Origin of the sequence: Arthrobacter sp. Y-9 (genome assembly GCF_029690065.1) — a bacterium.
GTDB lineage: Bacteria > Actinomycetota > Actinomycetes > Actinomycetales > Micrococcaceae > Arthrobacter_E.
This window is the reverse complement of sequence record NZ_CP121463.1, coordinates 1,676,571-1,693,811: the sequence shown is the minus strand read 5'-3', so window position 1 is coordinate 1,693,811 and position 17,241 is coordinate 1,676,571. Positions and strand designations below refer to the sequence as shown.

At 69.5% G+C, this 17,241-nt stretch carries 15 protein-coding genes; all 15 read right to left on the bottom strand.

Annotated elements, in window-relative coordinates; translation table 11 throughout:
• Window positions 1-3 precede the first annotated feature (3 nt).
• Entirely contained in the window at window positions 4-525 is a 522-nt protein-coding gene (locus P9849_RS07435) for a tetratricopeptide repeat protein (protein ID WP_278268989.1), read from the bottom strand.
• Window positions 522-1,616 (bottom strand): 3-dehydroquinate synthase, encoded by a 1,095-nt coding sequence (gene aroB / locus P9849_RS07430; protein WP_278268988.1) that lies wholly within the window; start codon window positions 1,614-1,616, stop codon window positions 522-524. Before aroB ends, P9849_RS07435 begins: the two co-directional genes overlap by 4 nt.
• A complete protein-coding gene (locus P9849_RS07425) occupies window positions 1,613-2,188 on the bottom strand; it encodes a shikimate kinase (protein WP_278268987.1) in 576 nt (191 codons plus the stop codon). Before P9849_RS07425 ends, aroB begins: the two co-directional genes overlap by 4 nt.
• 29 nt (window positions 2,189-2,217) lie before the next feature.
• Complete coding sequence (aroC, locus tag P9849_RS07420; protein WP_278268986.1) at window positions 2,218-3,417, bottom strand: chorismate synthase; 1,200 nt, start codon at window positions 3,415-3,417, stop codon at window positions 2,218-2,220.
• Window positions 3,418-3,445: 28 nt separating this feature from the next.
• Complete coding sequence (locus P9849_RS07415; protein ID WP_278268985.1) at window positions 3,446-4,357, bottom strand: shikimate dehydrogenase; 912 nt, start codon at window positions 4,355-4,357, stop codon at window positions 3,446-3,448.
• Complete coding sequence (gene mltG, locus P9849_RS07410; RefSeq protein ID WP_278268984.1) at window positions 4,354-6,444, bottom strand: endolytic transglycosylase MltG; 2,091 nt, start codon at window positions 6,442-6,444, stop codon at window positions 4,354-4,356. Before mltG ends, P9849_RS07415 begins: the two co-directional genes overlap by 4 nt.
• Complete coding sequence (ruvX, locus tag P9849_RS07405; protein WP_278268983.1) at window positions 6,441-6,989, bottom strand: Holliday junction resolvase RuvX; 549 nt, start codon at window positions 6,987-6,989, stop codon at window positions 6,441-6,443. Before ruvX ends, mltG begins: the two co-directional genes overlap by 4 nt.
• A 6-nt stretch (window positions 6,990-6,995) precedes the next feature.
• The gene (gene alaS, locus P9849_RS07400) at window positions 6,996-9,674 is read right to left on the bottom strand and encodes an alanine--tRNA ligase (protein ID WP_278268982.1); all 2,679 of its coding nucleotides are present in this window, start codon (window positions 9,672-9,674) and stop codon (window positions 6,996-6,998) included.
• A gap of 190 nt (window positions 9,675-9,864) precedes the next feature.
• On the bottom strand, window positions 9,865-10,086 hold the full coding sequence (locus tag P9849_RS07395; protein WP_174521260.1) for a DUF6167 family protein: 222 nt from the start codon (window positions 10,084-10,086) through the stop codon (window positions 9,865-9,867).
• Between the two features lie 18 nt (window positions 10,087-10,104).
• Window positions 10,105-10,488 carry a DUF948 domain-containing protein gene (locus tag P9849_RS07390; protein WP_066212715.1) on the bottom strand — a complete coding sequence of 128 codons (384 nt, stop codon included), beginning with the start codon at window positions 10,486-10,488 and terminating at the stop codon, window positions 10,105-10,107.
• A gap of 121 nt (window positions 10,489-10,609) precedes the next feature.
• Window positions 10,610-11,236 carry a 30S ribosomal protein S4 gene (rpsD, locus tag P9849_RS07385; RefSeq protein WP_066212716.1) on the bottom strand — a complete coding sequence of 209 codons (627 nt, stop codon included), beginning with the start codon at window positions 11,234-11,236 and terminating at the stop codon, window positions 10,610-10,612.
• Window positions 11,237-11,436: 200 nt separating this feature from the next.
• Window positions 11,437-12,855, bottom strand: coding sequence for a replication-associated recombination protein A (locus tag P9849_RS07380; RefSeq protein ID WP_278268981.1), 1,419 nt, complete (start codon window positions 12,853-12,855; stop codon window positions 11,437-11,439).
• 222 nt (window positions 12,856-13,077) lie between these two features.
• Window positions 13,078-13,845 carry a GNAT family N-acetyltransferase gene (locus P9849_RS07375; RefSeq protein ID WP_278268980.1) on the bottom strand — a complete coding sequence of 256 codons (768 nt, stop codon included), beginning with the start codon at window positions 13,843-13,845 and terminating at the stop codon, window positions 13,078-13,080.
• A gap of 4 nt (window positions 13,846-13,849) precedes the next feature.
• The gene (gene aspS / locus P9849_RS07370; protein ID WP_278268979.1) at window positions 13,850-15,655 is read right to left on the bottom strand and encodes an aspartate--tRNA ligase; all 1,806 of its coding nucleotides are present in this window, start codon (window positions 15,653-15,655) and stop codon (window positions 13,850-13,852) included.
• A 188-nt stretch (window positions 15,656-15,843) separates the two neighbouring features.
• Window positions 15,844-17,190 carry a histidine--tRNA ligase gene (gene hisS / locus P9849_RS07365; RefSeq protein WP_278268978.1) on the bottom strand — a complete coding sequence of 449 codons (1,347 nt, stop codon included), beginning with the start codon at window positions 17,188-17,190 and terminating at the stop codon, window positions 15,844-15,846.
• Window positions 17,191-17,241: the final 51 nt, after the last annotated feature.

Genomic DNA, 17,241 nt, shown 5'->3' with positions numbered 1-17,241 from the left:
GTGTCAGCTGGCCTCCGCCGCGTGCCTTGCCTGCTGCAGCGCGATCGTGGAGGAATAGATCAGCTCGGGGCTGGCATGCGACGCGACCCGCAGTTCCAGGGCTTCCTGGAACGCGTCCGCGCTGCGGGCGAAGTCGCCCGAGCTGTAATACGTGTTGCCCAGGTGCTGCAGCACCTCCGCCTCGTGACCGGTCCCCCGGTACTGGGCCAGCAGGCGGTGCAGCCGCTCGTAGGCGGCCTCGAGACGGCCCCGCGTGTAGAGGATCTCCGTGTCCAGGAGCAGCAGCTCGAAGGACTCGGGATCCACCATGCGCGCCTCGGCGAGCAGTTCGGCGGCTTCGGTGGTCTTGCCCTGGACCATCAGCACGAAGACGCCCGCCCAGGGGCGGTCATCCCCCGCGAGGCTCTCCTGCACCAGATCCTCGTCCACGATCTCGTAGCGACGTGTCAGAGGGTTGACCTTGATGCCGGGGAACCCGGACTCGGGCCACTCGGAGGTCTCCAGGTCGACTCCGCCGCCGCTCATCCTTCGGCCACCTCCTGATAGGCGGCGAAGAGCAGGGACGTGTCCGGCACCTCCAGGACGCCGGGCTTGCCGACGCCGTCCAGGACCACGAAGCGCAGCAGGTCGCCACGCGACTTCTTGTCCCGCCGCATCCCATCCAGCAGCGCCGACCAGCGATCGTTGCGGTACGACGTGGGAAGCCCGAAACTCTCCAGGATGGCCTTGTGCCGGTCCGCCTCGGCGTCGCTCAGCCGCCCCACGCTGCGGGCGAGCTCCGCGGCGAACACCATGCCCACCGAGATCGCGGCGCCGTGACGCCAGGAGTAGCGCTCCGCCAGCTCGATCGCGTGGCCGAGGGTGTGCCCGTAGTTCAGGATCTCGCGGAGGCCGGACTCCTTCAGGTCCTCGGAGACGACCTTGGCCTTGACGGCGATGGCCCGCTCGATCAGCTCCCGCAGGACCGGGGACTCCGGATCCAGGACGTCCTGGCCGTGCTCCTCCAGCAGGTCGAGGATCACCGGATCGGCGATAAACCCGCACTTGATCACCTCGGCGAGGCCGGAGACCAGTTCATTGCGGGGCAGCGTGCGCAGCGTGTCCAGATCCGCGAGCACCGCCGCGGGCGGGTGGAAGGCGCCCACCAGGTTCTTGCCCTCGGCCGTGTTGATGCCGGTCTTGCCTCCGACGGCGGCGTCCACCATCCCGAGCACGCTCGTGGGCATGTGGATGACCTTGACGCCGCGGAGCCACGTGGCGGCGACGAAGCCGCCCAGGTCGCTCACGGCGCCGCCGCCGACGGTGACGACGGCATCGGACCGGGTGAAGTCGTTCTGCCCCAGGACCTGCCAGCAGAAGGCGGCCACCTGGATGTGCTTGCCTTCCTCGGCGTCCGGGATCTCGGCCGTGACGGCGGTGAAGCCCGCGGACTCGAGTTCGTCACGGACGGCGTCGCCGGTCAGGCGAAGCGCGCGGGGGTGGACCACCAGGACGCGTTTGACGCGCTCCCCCAGGCGGCCCGGAAGCTGCGCCAGAAGGCCGCGGCCCACCACGACGTCGTAGTTCTCCTCCGGGCGATTGCCGGTGACCTTGATGACCGTCTCGGGATGCGTCACTCGCTGCTGTCCTTTGCTGTGATTCCGGGGAGGTCCAGCGCCCTGGCGATCTCCAGGGCGAAGTCCTCCGGGCTTCCATGGCGCACGTCGACGGTCAGCTCGGCCGCCGCCTGGTAGAGGTGGCGCCGCTGTTCGAAGAGGGTGAGCCAGCGCTCGGCCGCGTCACCCGTGAGCATGGGCCGGCCGGTGTCCCGGGCGATGCGCGGGAGGACCGTGGCCAGATCCGGCTCCAGGTACACCACGCGGCAGGGCGCGATCGCCGCGCGGGACGCCTCGGCCACCACGGACCCGCCCCCGAGGGAGATGATCCGCGGCGCTTCCGGGTGGGTCATGGGGACGTCGCCGGCCACGGCGCGCGCCACGATCGAGGCCTCCACGGCGCGGAACGCGTCCTCGCCGTGGGCCTCGAAGTAGTCCGTGATCGGGCCGTTCTCCAGGACGAAGACCTCGTCCGTGTCCACGTACTCGCCCTGGAGCAACGCCGCCAGGGCCCGTCCCACAGCGCTCTTCCCGGCCGCCATGGGGCCGACCAGGACGATCGCCGTGCTGTCTGCTGCCTCATCAGAAGGCATGTGGGGCTCCCTGTGTTTCAGTTGCCGTATCAGTGGCCGGAGGAGCTGAGCTCCTCCGGGATGGCTGCCAGGTAGTTCTGGAGGTTGCGGCGGGTCTCGGCCACCGAGTCGCCGCCGAACTTCTCCAGCATGGCTTCGGCGAGGACCAGGGCCACCATGGCCTCGGCCACGACGCCGGCCGCGGGCACGGCACAGACATCCGAGCGCTGGTGATGGGCCTTGGCGGCCTCACCGGTCGTGACGTCCACGGTCTGGAGCGCGCGGGGCACGGTGGCGATCGGCTTCATGGCGGCGCGGACGCGCAGCACGGTCCCGATGCTCATGCCACCTTCGATGCCGCCGGCGCGGTTGCTCAGGCGGGAGATCTCGCCGTTCTCGTCCTTGACCATCTCGTCATGCGCAGCGGAGCCGCGGCGGGCGGCCGTGGCGAAACCGTCGCCGACCTCCACGCCCTTGATGGCCTGGATGCCCATGAGCGCGGACGCCAGGCGGGCGTCCAGGCGGCGGTCCCAGTGCACGTAGCTGCCGAGTCCCGGCGGAAGACCGTAGGCGAGGACCTCGACGACACCGCCGAGCGTCTCGCCCTCCTTGTGAGCGGCGTCCACCTCGGCCACCATGGCGTCTGAAGTCTCGCGGTCGAAGCAGCGCAGCGGATCCGCGTCGAGGGCGATCAGGTCCGACGGCGAGGGCAGCGGCGTGCCCTCCGGCACGGCGACGGTCCCCACCGCGGTGGTGTGGCTGATGAGTTCGACGCCGAGCTGGCGGAGGAACTTCGCGGCCACGGTGCCGAGTGCCACACGGGTGGCCGTCTCACGGGCACTGGCGCGCTCCAGGACCGGCCGGGCCTCCGGGAAGCCGTACTTCTGCATGCCGGTGAAGTCGGCGTGACCCGGGCGCGGACGCGTCAGAGGGGCGTTGCGGGCCGAGTTGGCCAGCTCCTCCGGATCCACGGGATCCGCGGACATGACGCGCTCCCACTTGGGCCACTCGGTGTTGCCCACCTCGATGGCCACGGGGCCGCCCTGGGTCAGGCCGTGCCGGACGCCACCGATGATGGTGACCTCGTCCTGCTCGAACTTCATCCGGGCGCCGCGGCCGTAGCCGAGACGGCGGCGCGCGAGGGCGTCACGGACGTCCTCACTCGACAGTTCGACGCCTGCCGGGACGCCTTCGACGATCCCGACGAGCGCGGGGCCATGAGACTCACCAGCGGTTAACCAACGAAACATATGTCCATCCTGCCATGCTTGTGCCCGGTCACCCGCGTCGGGGTGCGTTCACTGCGTCACACATCGCGTCGATGACGCGAGGGGCCTTCTCGGGCCCGTTTCCGGTAAAGAGAAGCACTTGTTCGACCGCCTGGTAGAGCAGCATCTCCAGCCCCGGCACCACGGTCCCGCCCCTGGCGGACCATGCGGCGGCCAGCGCGCTGGGCCACGGCTCGTACGCGACGTCCAGAAGGACGGGCGGCGCGTCACCCGGCGACGGGGCACTCCCCCGGTCCACCAGCTGCGCTGCCAGGCCGTCCGCCGCGCGGGGCGGCAGCGTCGAGATCACGACGTCGTACTCGGCCAGGCTGCCGGTCGCCGAGTCATAGGGCAGCAGGCTGAGCCGCACCCCGCTCGCGTCCGCGGCGCCGAACGCCTCGGCCGCCCGGCTTTCATCCCGGGCGAAGAGCACCACGTCACGGTGTCCCAGCCGGGACAGGGCCGCGATCGCGGCCGCGGAGGTCCCCCCGGCGCCCAGGATCGCGGCGCGGCGCCCCAGGGTGGACCCGTCGCCGGGAACCCCGTGGAGCGTCGGCAGGCCCGCGGCGTGGCGGAGGGCGTTGATGATGCCCATGACGTCCGTGTTGTGGCCCGTGAGCCGGGTGGCGCCGTCAGCATCCGTCGTCACGACCACGGTGTTCAGCACGCCGAGTTCGGCCGCGGCGCCGACGCACTCGTCGACCTCGGAGACCATCGCCCGCTTGAGCGGCATGGTGACGGACAGGCCGCACCAGGCCGGCTCGCGGCGCACCCCGGCCATGAAGGCGGTCAGCTCGGGCTCGTCCACATCCACCGCGGTGTACTCGGCGTCGAAGCCCAGCACACGGTACGCCGCGTTGTGCAGCGCGGGTGACTTCGAGTGGGAGATGGGATGCCCGAGGACCGCGGCCCTGCGCATCATTGGCAACGTCCTGCGTTGGCGCTGCACCACTCCTGGTAGAGCGCCACGTTGCGGTTGTGCTCCTCCAGGGTCTTCGCGAACCGCGTCTCCCCCGTGTCCAGGTTGATGGTCACCCAGAACAGGTAGTCGGAAGCCTTCGGATGGGCCGCGGCGTCGATCGCCATCTTGCCCGGGGATCCGATGGGACCGACCGGCAGGCCGGGGTTCGCATAGGTGTTGTACGGGTTGCTCTTGTCGTCCTTCTCGGCCTGGGTAAGCTCGTAGCTCTTCCGGCCGAGCCCGTACGTCACCGTGGCGTCCGACTGGATGAATCCGACCGTCTGGGCGTTGTGCTTCAGGCGGTTCATGACGGCGCCGGCGACGGTCGGATAGTCCGCCCGTCCCGCCTCGGCCTGCACGATCGAGGCGATGGTCAGCATGCGGTACTGCTCGTCGGCGTCGGTCACGCCCTGGGACTTGAGCTCGTCCTGCGTGGCCTTGACCAGCTGGCCGAGGACCTGCTTCGCGGTGCTGCCCACGGCGAACCGGTACTCGCCCGGGAACAGGTAGCCTTCCAGGTTCTTGGCCTTCGAGGACACCCCGAACTGTCCTGGGGCGTTGGCGAGGTTCTTCAGATCCGAGAATTCGAGTCCGGTCCCCTTGGCGATGGCCTCAAGGGACTCTCCCAGCCGCAGGCCGGCCGAGAGCGCGACGTACGAGACCTTGTCCTTGCCGCTCGCGCCGAACACGTTCACGGCATCCGCGGACTTCATCTCCTTGCGGAACGTGTACTTGCCCGGAGAGAGCGTGATGCCGGACTCGCCGAACGCCTTGATGAACGTCCCCGCATCGGCGACCACGCCCTGCTCCTTGAGCGAGTTGGCCACCTGGGTGACGGACGAACCTTGCGCGACCTCGACGGACACGGAGCCTGTGCCGGGTCCCGGGTAGTCGGTCACCCGGCCCCAGCCGAGGCTGGGCCCGATGAACTGGAACGCGGCGAACGCACCGCCGGCGACAAGGAGGAAGGACAGAAGCACGGCCACCCAGCCGCGCACCCGGCGGTGCTTGCGGGGGCTGGCCACTTCCTCCTGGAACGCGGTCTTGGCGGGCTCTTCCTCGTCATGCCCCGGTTCCGGAGAGTGGATGAACTGGAAACCGTGCGTCCCGGCCGCCTCGTGCTGGCCGTGGTGCTGGGCCTCGGAATCCTCGACGGCGGGAGCGTCGGCCGCTTCAGCGGCGGTTTCGGGACGCGCGGTTTCAGGACGAGCAGTGTGAGCGGCGGGCCGGTGAGCGTGTGCCAGAGGATTGAGACGGGTGTGCGTCGGCTCCGGGTAGAAGTGCTGGGCGTGCGCCGTTGCGGGGACAGGCGCGATGCGGGACCCGGAGGCGGAGCCGGACGAAGCGTCGTGGCGCTGGGCACCGTTCGTGGGACCGCCGTCGGCGGCGCGCTCGGAGGCGGCCTGTGCAGCCGCGGCGCTCTCGGCCGCCGCCTTCTCCGCCTGGACTTCCTCGGCCTGGATTCTCTCAGCCTGGGCTTTGTCTGCCGCGGCCTTGTCGCGGCGGGCCTTCTCCGCTGCCGCGCGTTCGGCCGCTGCCGCTTCCGCTGAGGCGGCCCGTTCGAGCCGGGCCTTCTCGGCCTGAGCCTTCACTGCTGCCGCCCGTTCGGCGGCGGCCCGTTCAGCAGCGGCCTTCTCGGCGGCAGCTTGTTGCGCGGCGGCCTGGGCCGCACGGGCACGCTCGACGGCGGCCCTTTCGGCCTGGGCTTTCTCGGCCGCGGCGCGTTCAGCGGCGGCTTTTTCAGCAGCAGCCTTATCCGCTGCAGCCTTCTCCGCTGCGGCCCTCTCTGCTCCGGCGCGTTCTTCGGCGGCCTTCTCGGCCGGGGTCGGGGTGTCCTGTCGCTGGAAGGCGTCGCGCCGTCGCGGCAGCTCGTCCTGCTCCTGGTCGAACGGAGCAGCAGCGCGCGCGGCGCGCTCCTGTTCCTCGCGCTGAGCGAGGAGACGCTCCCGCGCACGAAGTTCCCGCCGGGTCAGCGGCATCCCTTCGGCGGCCATGGGACCGCCAGCCCGGGACTGCTTGTCCCCGGGCTCGTTGTTGTCCGTGCTCACGTACGGGTGCCTCCATCACTTTCCTCGAAGGTGGCGGAATGGGCGCGCACCGGCGTCCCCACATCAGGTCCTTGGCGTTTCTGCATGTCAAGCGCATGCTGGAGGATGTTCACCGCCGCCACCTGATCCACCACTTTACGATGTTCCCGGCCGTCCATTCCAGCTTCGCGCAGCGTCCGGTGCGCCGTGACGGTGGTCAGACGCTCGTCGAGCATCGCCACGGAGCAGTCGACAGCGGCGTCCTGGAGCCGGTCGGCGAGGATCTGAGCATAGTCCAGTGCCATCTGCGTGGATTGACTCTCCCCGCCGCGCAAAGTGCGCGGCAGGCCGACGAAGGCCCACCGGACCTGCCGCTCGATGATCTGTCGGACGATCACTCCGATGTCCGAATTCTTCTTGCTGTCACGCTGCAAGGTCTTGAAAGGGGTGGCCAGGATCCCGTCCGGGTCGCTGACGGCCACTCCGACCCTCACCAGGCCGACGTCGATCCCCAGACGGACGCCCCGAGGAGCGTCCGCCGGGGACGTCTGTGCATGGTCTTCCATCCGTGCCTAGCGGTTGCGGATCGCGTCGACGATGGCGGTGAGCGCCGCGGGGATCTTCGCGGCATCGGTCCCGCCGCCCTGGGCGATGTCGTCCTTGCCGCCGCCGCCGCCGCCGAGGATCCCGGCGGCCGTGCGGACCAGCGCGCCGGCCTTGACGCCAGCGGCACGGGCTTCGTCGTTCGTGGCGACCAGCACCACCGGACGGCCGTTCGCGACGCCGGCCACGGCGACCGTGGCCGCTTCGCTGCCCAGGCGGCCACGGAGGTCCAGCACGAGCGAGCGGAGGTCGTCCGCGCCGCCGACCGTGCCGGCGTCGTGCGCGATCACCCGGACGCCGTTCGCGTCGCTGGCGCTGTTCAGCAGCGTGGCGGCCTGAGCGGCGAGCTGCTCCTTGCGCAGGCGGTCGAGTTCCTTCTCAGCAGCCTTGAGCTTGCTCAGCGTGGCGCCGATGCGCTCGGACAGCTGACCGGAGGGGACCTTGAACATCTCGCTGAGCTCGGTCACCAGGGCGCGCTCGGCGGCGAAGTGGCGGAACGCCTCCATGCCGACGAAGGCCTCCACACGGCGGTTGCCCGAGCCGACGGACTGCTCGCCCAGCAGATTCAGGCTGCCGATCCGCGAGGTGCTGCCCACATGGGTGCCGCCGCAGAGTTCACGGGACCAGGCGCCGTCGATCTCCACGACGCGGACCTCGCTGCCGTAGTTCTCGCCGAACAGGGCCATGGCGCCGAGCGCCTTCGCCTGCTCGAGGCCCATCACCGAGGTCTTGACCTCGAAGTTGTTCCGGATGGCGAGGTTGGCCACTTCCTCGATCTCGCTCTTGGTGGCGCCGGACAGCTGCTCACCCCAGGCGAAGTCGAAGCGGAGGTAGCCGGCCTTGTTGAAGGAACCGCGCTGGGTGGCCTCCTTGCCCAGGATCTGGTGCAGGGCGGCGTGGACCAGGTGCGTGGCGGTGTGCGCCTGCTCGCCGGCATGACGGCGCTCGGCGTCCACGGCGGCGCGCACGATCGCGTCCGAGGAGATCTCACCCTCGCGCACCAGGGCCTTGTGCACGGAGAGCCCCTTGACCGGGCGCTGGACGTCCAGCACCTCGACCACGAAGCCGTCACCCGTGATCAGACCGGTGTCGGCGGCCTGACCGCCGGCCTCCGCGTAAAACGGGGTCTCCGCGAGAACCAGTTCGATCTCGTCACCCGTGGAGGCGTGCCCCGTGCGGGCGCCGCCGCTGAGCAGCGCGCGGACGCGGGACTCGGTCTCGAGCTCATCGTAGCCGGTGAACACGGTCTCGCCGTCGGCCAGGATGTCACGGAAGACCGTGACGTCGGCGTGGCCGCCCTTCTTGGCCTTGGCGTCGGCCTGGGCGCGCTGACGCTGCTCCTGCATGAGGGCGCGGAACTGCTTCTCGTCGACGGCGACGCCGGCCTCCTCGGCCATCTCGAGCGTCAGGTCGATCGGGAAGCCGTACGTGTCGTGGAGCGCGAAGGCATCCTCGCCGGAGAGCGAAGCGCCCTGGGACTTGGCCTGGACCACGGCCTCGTCGAGACGGGCGGTGCCGGAGGCGATGGTGCGCAGGAACGCCCGCTCCTCGGCGTAGGCGATCCGGGAGATCCGGTCGAACTCGAGCTCGACCACCGGGTAGACGCCCTTCATGGCGTCACGGGAAGCGGGGAGCAGCTCGGGCAGGCAGGCCTGCTCGACGCCCAGCAGGCGCATGGAGCGGACGGCCCGGCGGATCAGACGGCGCAGCACGTAGCCGCGGCCTTCGTTGGACGGGGTGACGCCGTCGGCGATCAGCATGAGGGCGGAGCGGACGTGGTCCGCCACGACGCGCATGCGGACGTCGTCGGCGTGGTGCGGGTCCTCGGGGCTCTCGGCGGAGGTGTACTCCTTGCCGGAGAGCTCGGACGCCTTGTCGATCACGGGGCGGACCTGGTCCGTCTCGTACATGTTCTCCACGCCCTGGAGGATCATGGCGAGACGTTCCATGCCGAGACCGGTGTCGATGTTCTTCTTGGGCAGCTCGCCGACGATGTCGAAGTCCACCTTCGACTTCACATTGTCGATCTGGTACTGCATGAAGACCAGGTTCCAGATCTCCACATAGCGGTTGTCATCGGCCTCGGGGCCGCCCTCGATGCCGTAGGCCGGGCCGCGGTCGTAGTAGATCTCCGAGCAGGGGCCGGCCGGGCCGGGCTGGCCGGTGGACCAGTAGTTGTCACTCTTGCCCATGCGCTGGATGCGCTCGGCCGGGATCGCCGTGTGCTGGAGCCAGAGGTCACGGGCCTCATCGTCGTCCTCGTAGACCGTGACCCAGAGCTTCTCCTCGGGCAGGCCGTAGCCGCCGTCCTCCACGGGGCTGGTGAGCAGCTCGTAGGCGAACTTGATGGCGTCTTCCTTGAAGTAGTCGCCGAAGGAGAAGTTGCCGCACATCTGGAAGAAGGTGCCGTGACGCGCGGTCTTGCCGACCTCTTCGATGTCACCGGTGCGGATGCACTTCTGGACGCTCGTGGCACGGCTGTACGGAGGGGTCTCCTGCGCGGTCAGGTACGGGATGAAGGGAACCATGCCGGCCACGGTGAAGAGCAGGCTGGGGTCGTTGGAGACCAACGAGGCGGACGGCACCGCGGTGTGGCCCTTGGAGACGAAAAAGTCCACCCAGCGCTTGGTGATTTCCTGCGACTTCATGAGGAAGTGAGTTCCCTTCGGCGTGACACGGGCCGATGCCCGGTGATGCATGGTGGCGGACCAGCTGTCCGCCGCGTTCAATTGTGCCTTCATGGCCGCCCCGGGAGCCAATCCCGCGGCCGGTTTCCGCGCCCGTTCCGGAGGCGCGGCGATCAGGTGCGACGGCGGGAGGCCACCGCCGTCGTGCGTGTCAGGACCGCTTGTCGTCCAGGGCGAGGGCCGCCCGGAGTTCGTCCTCCCGCTCGCGCATGCCGTCGCGCACCTGATCGGCGAAGTGATAGATGCTGTCGCTCAGTCGCCCCACGGCGCGGTTGAGGCCTTCCGGGCCGACGGCGTCGCGGGCTTCGGAGAGCTTGCGGAAGACCACCACGCCCAGCGCGGCGCCGACTCCCAGCCAGAGGATGCGCTTCATCATGCGTCCTTCCTTCCGTCAGCGGCTGCGGCGGCCAGCGGGGCGCTGCGAGCCCTGCTTGCGCGCCGACAGGGCCGAACGGACACCGTGGCTGAAGGCAGCCACCTTGATCAGCGGACCACCCACGGTCGCCGAGATGAGCGAGGAGAGCGCCGAGAGGTTCGCACTCGCATCCGCCACGTTGTTCGAGATGCCGTCCACCTTCTTCAGCTGCTCATTGGTCGTGGTGACGGTGGCCGTCACCTCCGTCATGAGAGGCTGGGCGCCGTCGCTCAGCTCCTTGATGGAATCCCTGATCTCATCCAGCACCTTGCCCAGCTTGAGGATGGGCACTGCGAGGAAGAGGACCAACAGCAGGAAGACTCCGGCTGCGATGAGACCGGCAATGTCACCGCCACTCATGACTTTTCTCCTTGAGGTTCGTGGACAAGCACGTGTTCTACCTTATCGCCCGTGACCGCCGGCACGGCCCGGGAAAGAGAAAGAGCCCGTGGCCAGGGCCACGGGCTCCTTCCAGAGGCTCTTAGCGAGCGTAGAATTCCACGACGAGCTGCTCTTCGCAGGTCACGGGAACCTCAGCACGCTTCGGGCGACGCACCAGGCGTGCCTGAAGGGCCTCGAGCTTGACATCCAGGTAGGCCGGGACGGCCGGCAGGACATCGCGGTGGGCGCCGGCCGCAGCAAGCTGCAGCGGGACCATCGGGATGCTGCGCGGGTGCACGTGGATCAGCTGGCCTTCGGAAACGCGGAAGGACGGGCGGTCCACGCGCTGTCCGTCAACCATGATGTGGCGGTGCACCACGAGCTGGCGGGCCTGGGCGATCGTGCGGGCGAAGCCTGCGCGAAGAACCAGGGCGTCCAGACGCATTTCGAGCAGCTCGACCAGGTTCTCACCGGTCAGACCCTTGGTGCGACGAGCTTCCTCGAAGACGCGGGTCATCTGAGCTTCACGGATGCCGTACTGAGCGCGCAGACGCTGCTTTTCACGCAGACGAACGGCGTAGTCGGAATCCTGCTTCTTGCGGGCGCGGCCATGTTCGCCGGGTCCGTACGGACGGCGCTCCATGTACTTGGCGGCCTTGGGAGTCAGAGCGATGCCGAGGGACCGCGAAAGGCGGGCCTGACGGCGAGCACGAGTGCTGTTAGCCACTTGTGTCCTTCCAATGGTGCGGTTTTTGTGGTGTTAACTGGCCTCCCGTATGGAGAGCATCGGCAAACCGCCGCCTTTTGCTACTGGTCCCGGGCACGCGCCACCCTCGCGGAGAACCGTGAGAAGGGTGCTTGCCGGCAGGATCATGCCAGACAAACCTCAATTCTAGCATGGCGGTGTCCCTCGTCGCCGAGGGTGGCTCAGCGCTCCCCGCGCACGATGCCCCGCAACCGCTCCAGGCGTGCCGCGATCTCCCGCTCAGAACCGTTCGCCGTCGGCTCATAGTAGTTCCGGCCCACGAGGTCGTCCGGCGGGTACTGCTGCCGGGCGATCGAGTGAGGCGCGTCGTGGGCGTAGAGATAGCCCTTGCCGTGACCCAGACCCTTCGCACCTGGGTAGTGGGCGTCCCGCAGAGGCATCGGGATGTCCGTGCCCATGCCCGCCCTGACGTCCGCCAGCGCCTTGTCGATCGCCAGATAGGCGGCGTTCGACTTGGGCGCGGTCGCCAGATGGACCACGGCCTCGGCCAGGATGATCCGGCCTTCGGGCATGCCGATGAGCTGCACGGCCTGGGCCGCGGCCACCGCCGTCTGGAGCGCGGTCGGATCGGCCATCCCGATGTCCTCCGCCGCGGAGATCACGATGCGCCGGGCGAGGAAGCGCGGGTCCTCCCCCGCCTCGATCATGCGCGCGAGGTAGTGCAGCGCGGCGTCGACGTCGGAACCGCGGATCGACTTGATGAACGCGCTGATCACGTCGTAGTGCTGGTCGCCCTGCCGGTCGTAGCGCACCGACGCCTTGTCGATCGCCTGCTCGGCCTGTGCCAGATGGAGCACGGCCTTGCCCTGGCCGTCCTCGCCGGAACCGCCCGCATGCTCTCCGAGTGCGACGCCGGCAGCGGCCTCGAGCGAGGTCAGCGCACGCCGGGCGTCCCCGCTGGAGACGCGGACCAGATAATCGAGCGCGTCCTCCTCGACCTCGATCTTGCCGCCGAGCCCGCGGTCGTCCTCGATGGCCCGCTCCAGGAGTCCCCGGATATCGGTGTCCTGCAGGGGCTTGAGCGTCAGGAGGATCGACCGCGACAGCAGAGGGGCCACGACCGAGAAGGACGGGTTCTCGGTGGTCGCCGCCACCAGGATCACCCAGCGGTTCTCCACACCCGGCAGGAGGGCGTCCTGCTGGGCCTTGTTGAAGCGATGGATCTCATCGAGGAACAGCACGGTCCCCTGCCGGTGCAGATCCCGGCGCTGCAGCGCCTCGTCCATGACCCGGCGGACGTCCTTGACCCCCGCGGTGATGGCGGACAGCTCCACGAATTTACGGCCCGGCGCATTGGCGATCACGTGCGCCAGGGTGGTCTTGCCCGTCCCGGGCGGTCCCCAGAGGATGATGCTCGACGGCCCGACGGCGGACGGTTCGCCGCTCGACTCCGCCAGCGTCCGGAGAGGCTGGCCCGGCCGCAGCAGATGCTGCTGGCCCACCACGTCGTCGATGGTCCGGGGCCGCATCCGCACGGCCAAGGGCGTGAGCGGATACGCGGACGACGACGTCCCCTCACCCGAGGGGGAATCGCCCGGATCGCTCGGGGAGAAATCGTCCTGGGAAAAGAGGTCAGCCATGCTCCCCAGCCTAGCGGGCGAGGGGCCCCGCCCGATGCGGAGCGAGGGTGGGGAGCCCGGCTAGGCCCTAGCGGGCGAGGGACCCCGCCCGATGCGGAGCGAGGGTGGGGAGCCCGGCCAGGCGCTCTCCCCGGCGGCTCCCCAACTTCGTTCCTCGGTGGGGCCCCTCGCCGCCGTGGGCCCAGGGCGAGGGGGCCCGGCGAGCCACCAGGCCCCGCTGCCTCAGCACGCTCCGGGCGCTCGGCGCAGAGGGGCACTGCGGTACCAGTAGGAGCCGGCTTCCACGAAACCGAGGTCCCGGTACAGGGCCACAGCCCCCTCGTTGAAACGCGTCACGCTCAGCCAGAATCCACGCGGAGTGGCCGGCTCGGCCAGGAGCGCGGTCAGGAGCGAGCGCGCGTGGCCCTTGCGGCGGTGCGCTTCGCGCGTGACCATGCCGTAGATCCCCGACCACTCCCCCACGTGGATCGCCTGGCCGACGGCGATCGCGGCGCCGTCGTCGTCCCGGAGGAGAGCGTGACTGGACCGCACGGACTCCTGGATGGCCCGCGCGGTGTCCGCCGCCTCGGCGCCGCCGTGGCCGCTCGTGAGCCACCAGGCGTCGAACCATTCCTCGGTCAGGTCCGGAGTGATCTCGACGTGGCCAGGCGCCGGCGGAACCGGCCCGGCCGACGCCTCACGGACCATGAAGACCGTGTGGGACTGCGCCCGGTAACCGAGTGCGTCGAGGCGGGCGTCCAGGGCGGCGTCCGCCGGATCCGAGGTGAGCTGGAACAGCGCCGGGAGCCGCTGGGCGCGGTACCAGGATTCGGCGGCCTTGATGGCGGCGTCGACGTCGTCCACCGGCGCGTACGGCCACACCGAATTGGCCCGCTGTGTCACGCCGGAGGCACTGCGGAGCAGCCACGCGCCGGTGTCGAACGTGGTCAGGCCCGGCCATGCTGCGTTCTGCAGCGCGGCCAGGCCTGACACGGAGGAAAGGGACTCCACGGGATCAGTCGTCCGAGGTCTCCCCTGCCGGCTTCTCAGCGGCGGCGGCCGTCGGAGCCGGCTTGAAGTCCACACCGGCCTCCTTGCGCTGCTGCGGCGTGATGGGTGCCGGAGCGGCGGTCAGCGGGTCGTAGCCGCCACCGGACTTCGGGAACGCGATGACGTCGCGGATCGACTCCGCGCCGGCCAGGAAGGAGACCACGCGGTCCCAGCCGAGGGCGATGCCGCCGTGCGGCGGGGCGCCGTACTTGAAGCCCTCCAGCAGGAAGCCGAACTTGCTCTCGGCTTCCTCCTTGCTCAGGCCCATGACCTCGAACACGCGCTCCTGGACGTCGCGCTGGTGGATACGGATGGAGCCGCCACCGAGCTCGCTGCCGTTGCAGACGATGTCGTAGGCGTAGGACAGGGCCGACTCGGGATCCGTGTCGAAGGTGTCCATGAACTCCGGACGCGGCGACGTGAACGCGTGGTGCACGGCGGTCCACTTTCCGGCGCCCACGGCGACGTCACCCGAGGCGACGGCAGCGGCGGCCGGCTCGAACATGGGCGCGTCCACGACCCACACGAAGGCCCAGTCGCCTTCCGACACGAGCCCGGTGCGGTGTCCGATCTCGACACGGGCGGCGCCGAGCAGCGCGCGGGAGGCCGACTTCTCACCGGCCGCGAAGAAGATGCAGTCGCCGTTGGAGGCGCCCACCGCGGCGGCCAGGCCCTCGCGCTCGGCGTCCGTGAGGTTCTTGGCCACGGGACCCGTGAGCTCGCCGTCCTCCTTGATGAGGACGTACGCGAGGCCCTTGGCGCCGCGCTGCTTGGCCCATTCCTGCCACGCGTCCAGCGTGCGGCGCGGCTGCGAAGCCCCGCCCGGCATGACCACGGCGCCGACGTACGGGGCCTTGAACACGCCGAAGTTGGTGTCCTTGAAGAACTCGGTCAGATCCGTCAGCTCCAGGCCGAAGCGCAGGTCCGGCTTGTCCGAACCGTACTTGGCCATGGCCTCGGAGTACGGCATGCGGCGGATCGGGGTGGGGATGTCCACGCCGATCAGCTTCCAGAGCGCGACGACGAGCTTCTCGCCGAGGGCGATGATGTCGTCCTGGTCCACGAAGCTGGCTTCGATGTCCAGCTGGGTGAACTCGGGCTGGCGGTCCGCGCGGAAGTCCTCGTCACGGTAGCAGCGGGCGATCTGGTAGTACTTCTCGAAGCCGCCCACCTGCAGCAGCTGCTTGAAGAGCTGCGGCGACTGCGGCAGCGCGTACCAGGAACCCGGGGCCAGACGGGCCGGCACCAGGAAGTCGCGGGCGCCTTCCGGGGTGGACCGGGTCAGGGTGGGGGTCTCGATCTCGAGGAAGCCCTCGGAGTGCAGCAGCTCGCGGGCCACACGGCTCGCTTCGGAGCGCAGGCGCAGGTTGCGGGACAGGACCGGACGGCGCATGTCCAGGTAGCGGTGCTTGAGGCGGGCCTCCTCACCGACCTCCACGTGCTCGTCGATCTGGAACGGCAGCGGCTCGGAGGTGTTGAGCACCACGACCTTGTCGGCGATGACTTCGACCTCGCCGGTCGCCAGTGCAGGGTTCTCGTTGCCCTCGGGACGCCGCTCGACCGTGCCGGTCACCTGCAGCACGAACTCATTGCGCAGACCGTGGAAGACATCCTCCTCGCGGACCACCACCTGGGCCACGCCCGAGGCATCGCGGAGGTCCACGAAGGCCACTCCGCCATGGTCACGACGGCGGGCCACCCAGCCTGCCAGGGTGACGGTCTGTCCGATGTTCTCGGCCCGGAGAGAGCCGAGGTCATGTGTGCGCAGCACAGCATTCCTTTCGAGTGAGGCGGATCCTCCCGCCGCCGACGAGATTCTGCAGATGTTCCGGGCGGGAAAACTCAAGGATCGTCAGGACCTCGCGGTCCGACCCAGACGATTTTACCCGGTGAGCCTCCTCCCGCCTGCCACCGGGCGCGTGAGCGCGGTGACGGGCGGGAGGCGGGCCCGGAGAGGGATCAGTCCGCGAGGCGGGCGATCACCTGAGGACGGAGATCCTCGGCGGCGGGGCTCCAGAGGGCCGGGTCGGCCGTCACCTGTTCGCCGCTGCGGATGTCTTTGACCTGGTGGGTGCCCTCGGCGTCCGTGAACCAGACGAAGGGGATGCCGCGGCGGTCGGCGTACTTGATCTGCTTGCCGAACTTCTCGGCCTTGGCGGCCACCTCGGTCGCGATGCCACGGCCGCGCAGCTGCGCGGCGACATCCTGGGCCCCCGCCCAGGACTCGTCGTCGTTGAGCGCCACGAGCACGGCGGTGGGCACGCTGCGGCTGGCCGTCGCGAACTCCTGCGACAGGATGCGGGACACCAGACGGGTCACGCCGATGGAGAGGCCGACGCCGGGGAAGGTGCGGTTGCCCTTGGTGGCCAGGGATTCGTAGCGGCCGCCCGAGCAGATCGAGCCGAGCTGTTCGTGGCCGACCAGCACGGTCTCGACCACGGTGCCCGTGTAGTAATCGAGGCCACGGGCGATGCTCAGATCGGCGAGCACCTTGCCGGGCGCCCGCAGCGATGCGGCGGCCACCACCTGCTCGAGTTCGGTGAGGCCTTCCTCCAGCAGCGGGTGCTCGACGCCGAGCGCCCGGACCTGCTCGACGAAGGAGGTGTCCAGGGTCTGGATGGTGGCGAGCTTCAGGGCCGCTTCGGCCTGCTCCGGGGTGGCGCCCAGCTCACTCTGCAGGAGCTCGGCGACCCTCGCTGCGCCGATCTTCTCCAGCTTGTCGATGCTGCGCAGCACGCCGGCCGTGTCCTCCAGGCCGATCCCCCGGTAGAACCCTTCGGACAGCTTGCGGTTGTTGACCCGCAGGCGGAATTCCGGGATGGGCAGCGCGGAGAGCGCCTCGGCGATGACCAGCACGATCTCGACGTCGTAGCGGAACGGCAGCTCGCCGTCGCCCACCACATCGATGTCCGCCTGGGTGAATTCGCGCGCGCGGCCCTCCTGCGGACGCTCGCCGCGCCACACCTTCTGCATCTGGTACCGGCGGAACGGGAATGCCAGGTAGCCCGCGTTCTCCACGACATACCGGGCAAACGGGACCGTCAGGTCGAAGTGCAGGGCCAGGGCGTTGGGGTCCGACTTGCCGGAGGCGTCGTCGTCATCCTGGAGGCGGCTGAGGCCGTAGACCTCCTTGTCGATCTCACCCTTGCGCAGGAGCTGACCCACCGTCTCGACCGCCCGGGTCTCGATGGAACCGAAGCCGTGCAGTTCGAAAACGCGGCGCAGAGTGTCCAGCACATGCTGTTCCACCACGCGTTCCTGTGGGAGCCACTCGGGGAATCCGGACAGGGAGGGGGTGCGTGCCATGCTGTGAAACTCCTTTGACGTGCGGCTTTTCGCCTGCTGCGGGGGAAGCCG

Bases quoted from the DNA above. Each gene is read 5' to 3' on its own strand.
- P9849_RS07435 (WP_278268989.1), bottom strand. From the start codon at position 525: ATGAGCGGCGGCGGAGTCGACCTGGAGACCTCCGAGTGGCCCGAGTCC.
- P9849_RS07425 (WP_278268987.1), bottom strand. From the start codon at position 2,188: ATGCCTTCTGATGAGGCAGCAGACAGCACGGCGATCGTCCTGGTCGGC.
- aroC (WP_278268986.1), bottom strand. From the start codon at position 3,417: ATGTTTCGTTGGTTAACCGCTGGTGAGTCTCATGGCCCCGCGCTCGTC.
- P9849_RS07415 (WP_278268985.1), bottom strand. From the start codon at position 4,357: ATGATGCGCAGGGCCGCGGTCCTCGGGCATCCCATCTCCCACTCGAAG.
- ruvX (WP_278268983.1), bottom strand. From the start codon at position 6,989: ATGGAAGACCATGCACAGACGTCCCCGGCGGACGCTCCTCGGGGCGTC.
- alaS (WP_278268982.1), bottom strand. From the start codon at position 9,674: ATGAAGTCGCAGGAAATCACCAAGCGCTGGGTGGACTTTTTCGTCTCC.
- P9849_RS07395 (WP_174521260.1), bottom strand. From the start codon at position 10,086: ATGAAGCGCATCCTCTGGCTGGGAGTCGGCGCCGCGCTGGGCGTGGTG.
- P9849_RS07390 (WP_066212715.1), bottom strand. From the start codon at position 10,488: ATGAGTGGCGGTGACATTGCCGGTCTCATCGCAGCCGGAGTCTTCCTG.
- P9849_RS07380 (WP_278268981.1), bottom strand. From the start codon at position 12,855: ATGGCTGACCTCTTTTCCCAGGACGATTTCTCCCCGAGCGATCCGGGC.
- hisS (WP_278268978.1), bottom strand. From the start codon at position 17,190: ATGGCACGCACCCCCTCCCTGTCCGGATTCCCCGAGTGGCTCCCACAG.